General features: G+C 50.5%; 5 protein-coding genes. All 5 read left to right on the top strand.

Going from position 1 to position 4,045, the window contains the following annotated elements:
• Positions 1 to 346, top strand: a 346-nt coding sequence (locus tag AC2VLY_RS13950) for a DUF1365 family protein (RefSeq protein WP_486922478.1), incomplete at its 5' end; no start/stop codon positions are given.
• Complete coding sequence (locus tag AC2VLY_RS13945) at positions 343 to 1,560, top strand: SAM-dependent methyltransferase (RefSeq protein ID WP_300251623.1); 1,218 nt, start codon at positions 343 to 345, stop codon at positions 1,558 to 1,560. The genes AC2VLY_RS13950 and AC2VLY_RS13945, both read left to right, overlap by 4 nt.
• On the top strand, positions 1,553 to 2,089 hold the full coding sequence (locus AC2VLY_RS13940) for a chalcone isomerase family protein (protein WP_300251626.1): 537 nt from the start codon (positions 1,553 to 1,555) through the stop codon (positions 2,087 to 2,089). The genes AC2VLY_RS13945 and AC2VLY_RS13940 overlap by 8 nt, the downstream gene beginning before the upstream one ends.
• A complete protein-coding gene (locus tag AC2VLY_RS13935) occupies positions 2,082 to 3,368 on the top strand; it encodes an MFS transporter (protein ID WP_193651337.1) in 1,287 nt (428 codons plus the stop codon). The genes AC2VLY_RS13940 and AC2VLY_RS13935 overlap by 8 nt, the downstream gene beginning before the upstream one ends.
• A complete protein-coding gene (locus tag AC2VLY_RS13930; RefSeq protein WP_193651338.1) occupies positions 3,365 to 3,955 on the top strand; it encodes a DUF3833 family protein in 591 nt (196 codons plus the stop codon). The genes AC2VLY_RS13935 and AC2VLY_RS13930 overlap by 4 nt, the downstream gene beginning before the upstream one ends.
• Positions 3,956 to 4,045: the final 90 nt, after the last annotated feature.

Genomic DNA, 4,045 nt, shown 5'->3' with positions numbered 1-4,045 from the left:
GCGCGCTATCAGCAAGGGTGACTGGCTGGTTGCCAGCAAGGCTTTTCATGTATCCCCGTTTTTACCGGTAGAAGGGCAGTATCGCTTTCGCTTTCATATTGAAGATCAAGGATTTCAGGCAGATATTCATTATCTGGATGCGGCTGGCGCGCCCTGTCTCATCACCCAAATTGCGGGACAGCGCCGTAATCTGAATATTTCCAGCGTCTGGCGGGCCGTTTTGCAGCAGCCTTTCATGACCTTCTCAGTCGTTCTTTTTATTCATTGGCAGGCCATCCGACTATGGCGTGCGCACATTCCTTTTCATAAAAAACCGGAGCCCCCCCAGCAGGAGATCAGTTTATGAGTACAGCGCTTGGTAACCAACGAATTCCTATGCCAGGACTTCCCCGCTCTGCACAAAGCTTGCTGCAGATGCTGGAAGGCATGCATTGCGGACAATTGACGCTGAAAACCCCGGAAGGGGATATTTTGCAGTTTCAGGGGGCAGAATCGGGTATTCACGCCGAGTGGGTGGTGAATGACTGGCGGATTTTGTCGCTGCTGGCGCGGGACGGTGATATTGCTTTCGGGCGCGGTTACATGGAAGGCTTGTGGGAGAGCAGTGATCCGGTGGCATTGCTGCGTCTGGCTATTGCCAATCGTGGCATGGTCGAAAAATATATCGAGGGTTCATGGTTCCGGCGCTTGATATTCACCCTGCTGAACCGACTGTTGCGCGCCAATACCCGGCGCGGTAGCCGCAAGAATATTTCTTTTCATTACGATCTGGGTAATGAATTTTACCAGCTCTGGCTGGATTCGAGTATGACGTATTCCAGTGCCTTATATGATGGTGACGATTCCCTGACGCTGACTGACGCCCAGGAAAGAAAATATGCACGGGCGCTCAGTGCCCTGAACTTGGCCCCTGGATCAAGACTTTTGGAAATAGGCTGTGGGTGGGGTGGATTTGCCGAATATGCAGCGCGCCGTGGTTTTTTTGTGCATGGCATTACTCTGTCAAAAGAGCAGTTGGCTTATGCGAAAGAGCGTCTCGAAAAGCAGGGACTCAGTCATTTAACGGAATTTTCCCTGATGGATTATCGGGATTTACAGGGACATTATGATGGAATTGTCTCCATCGAAATGCTCGAAGCGGTGGGCGCTGAATGGTGGTCCAGCTATTTTCAGCAAATTCATCAGCTGCTGCGCAGAGGCGGACGGGCGCTGATCCAGAGTATTACCATCGCCGATGCGCGTTTTTCGGCCTATCAGAAAAGTTCTGATTTTATCCGCCATTATGTGTTTCCAGGCGGGATGCTCCCTTCTCCGGCCCGGCTGCAGGAAGAAATATCCACCGCCGGTTTGCAATTGCTCGAACGCAAAGATTTTGGTCAGGACTACGCCAGGACTTTGCGCATTTGGCGTCAGCGATTTGATATTCAGGAAGAAGCCGTTAAAAGCCTCGGTTATGACTCGGTGTTCTGCAAAATGTGGCGCTTTTATCTGGTTTATTGTGAAGCCGGTTTTGCGGAAGGAGAAATTGATCTGACCCAGGTGACCCTGACGCATGGCTAAGTTACTGACTATTTTCTGTTTGTTTTTAATGAGCCCGTTCGCCTGGTCCGCAGCACCCAAGGTGCCATTGCCGGCAGCGGTAAAAACGGCGGCCCCAGATTTGCATTTGCTGGGTGCGGGGCATCTGAACTGGCTGTTTTTCAGTGTTTATAACGCTGCGTTGTGGATCAGCGGCGATCAGTACACACCCACCCGGACTTTTGCCTTGGGCATTGACTATGAGCGCAGTTTCAGCAGTCACGAGCTGGTCAAGACTTCGCTCAAGGAAATGCGGCGACTGGATGATCTGGATGCCGCCCAGTTGGCAAAATATCGGACTGACCTCCAGCATGCATTCCCGGATGTGAAACCCGGTGATCAGATTGTCGGCTTGTGTATGCCCGGGAAATACACGGCTTTTTATTATAATGGTGTGCTTCATAGCAAAATTGATGACCCGCAATTCTGTCCGGAATTTTTTGCCATCTGGTTGAGTCCCCATACCCAGGTACCGGGTTTGCGCAACAAGCTTTTGGACCTGCATGAATAAGCAGGACAGGCCCTCCCTGAAAATGCTCCTGCTTTACGCTCCGCTGGGAATGCCTCTGGCATTTGGTGCCTTGCCTGTATATCTGTTAATTCCCCATTTATATGCCACGGATTTCGGGATGTCCCTGAGTTTTCTGGGGGTGATTTTGTTGGCAGTCCGCTTGCTGGATGCCGTGCAGGATCCCTTGATCGGGCTTTGGAGTGATCGCTGGGCAGAACAGCACCGGGGGCGGCGTCTGCTGATTCTTCTGGGTATTCCCGGAATGATTCTGGGTTTTTATCTGCTGTTCAATCCGCTGGCAAGCATGATCTGGTTGAGTCTGAGCTTGTCTCTCATTATTTTTTATGTATTTTTTAGTATCAGTAGTGTCAATTATCAGGCCTTGGGCGCAGAACTCTCTCATGACTACAATGGCCGGACCTGGCTGACGACCAGCCGTGAGGCCGGTGCATTAATCGGGGTGTTACTTGCAGCCGCATTACCCGACTTGTTGATGAAGCATTTTGGGCGTCATTATGGTCTGGAAATTTTTGCGGGTATATTTGCGGTGTTGCTCATTCTGGCCGTAATGCCTTTGCAAAGGCGCAGTATGCAGCGCCCGGTGGTCGGCGAGAAAACGCCGTGGTGGACATTTTTTTCCGCGTTGCGACGTAAGTCATTACGGCACTTGCTGATTATTTATACCTTGTCGCAGTCTGCCAATGCAGTAGCTGGAACCCTGTTTTTCTTTTTTGTGGATGAAATTCTTGGTGCGCATCAATTGGCCCCCTTATTTTTACTGGCCTACTTTCTATCGGGCGCATTGGGAATGCCTTTATGGCTGTGGTTATCCAGTCATTTCAGTAAAAGTCTGGCCTGGCGCCTTTCCATGTTCATTGCCACACTGGCATTTTTCTGCGCCTTTTTTCTACGCAACGGTGATCTCTGGGCCTATGCGCTGATTTGCGTGTTTACCGGTTTGACCCTCGGGGCAGATCAGGCCCTGCCGCCCAGTCTTCTGGCAGACCACAGTGATCAGGACAGTCGCAGTCGACCGGGAAATTATTTCGGGTTGTTGAATTGGGTGGGTAAAGCCGCTACGGCCTTGGGCGCCGGTTTGATATTGCCACTTTTGCAGGCTCTCGGTTATTCCTCAGGGAAAGATCTTTGGGCTTTGTCTTTTTGTTATGCCGTGATTCCGGCGCTGACCAAAATTATCGCCATTATTTTGATGGGCTACTGGTCGGTAGAAGGTCGGGAGTTACGTTTTTCTGGTTCCATATCTGGGAGGGCATCATGAATACAGTACATAAAGTTTTGGGTTTGTCTTTGGTGATGGCGCTGGCTGGTTGTGCCACTCAGCCGCAGGAATACGCACAAAGCCATCCTAAATTTGATTTGAAGACGTTTTTTAATGGCCCCTTGATGGCCCAGGGTGTTTTTGAAAATCGCTCAGGTAAGGTCGTCAATCGCTTTGTGGTGCGCATGATGGGCACCTGGCAGGAGAACAAGGGAACTCTGGTGGAAAACTTCACCTATTTTGATGCTGCCGGTAAAAAGACCTATCAACAGCGGGTCTGGCATCTTACTGAAACCAGTGCACATCACTTTGTTGGCAGTGCTGAAGGTTCGGCCGGTGATGTGAAAAAGGCTTCGGGTGATGCCTTCGGATTTGCCCTGCACTGGTCCTACGATGTGCGTCAGCCGGTTGGTAAAAGCTTTTACAATCTGCACGCCAATGACTGGATGTATATGATCACCCCCGATACGGTCATGGATCACACCGACGTAACCTGGTATGGATTACATGCCGGCAACATCTTTTTGGAGATGCATAAGTTACCGGATACGGCGGCTAATCGGGAAAAAGTCGCCGCAATTAAATAGTTTTATTCATCAACCAGTTCAAGCAGTTGCTGCAATTTCTGGGGTTTGAAGCGGGCCCATAGCAAACCCCAGATCAATATCAATAGCACG

Source organism: Acidithiobacillus sp. TH-A36 (assembly GCF_057473445.1).
This window is presented reverse-complemented; position numbering and strand designations above follow the sequence as displayed.